General features: G+C 74.6%; 1 pseudogene. It reads right to left on the reverse strand.

Annotated features, from left to right (window positions below):
- Window positions 1-488: pseudogene (locus DBR34_RS23795) on the reverse strand (rRNA pseudouridine synthase); the annotation flags it as partial.

A 488-nucleotide genomic window follows, 5' to 3' on the forward strand; every position in this document is an offset into this window, starting at 1 on the left:
GTTGTCGCCGCCGTAACCACCGCCACCGCCGCCGTAGCCGCCACGGCCTTCAGCGCCGCCGCCGTAGCTGCCGCGCCCCGGGCCGCCTGCGCCGCCCGGACCCTTCGGCTTGCCGTACGGACGGCCCTGGCCACCGGCGCCTGCGCCGGCACCCGGACCCCGCGCACCCGGACCACGGGCGGCGCCCGGGCCTGCATTGCGGTGGTTGCTCGGGCCGGTGCTGACACCGTCCGGCACGTACCAGCTGCGGAACGCGGCCGGATTGCCTTCCGGCAGGGCACGGTTGCCCTTGTCCGGGCGCGCCTTGAACGGACGCTGCGACTGCTTGGCCGCCGCTTCACCGCTGACCGTCAGGCCACCCTTGAAGCCGCCGCCCTTGCCACCGCGACCCCGGCCGCGCTCTTCGCGCACGTTGTCGAAACGACGCAGTTCGCGGCCTTCGTCGGCCGAGTTGTGGCCGTTGACGTAGGCATTGCCGCGGCCACCTT

The organism is Stenotrophomonas sp. HMWF003 (genome assembly GCF_003061285.1).
Lineage (GTDB): Bacteria > Pseudomonadota > Gammaproteobacteria > Xanthomonadales > Xanthomonadaceae > Stenotrophomonas > Stenotrophomonas maltophilia_AP.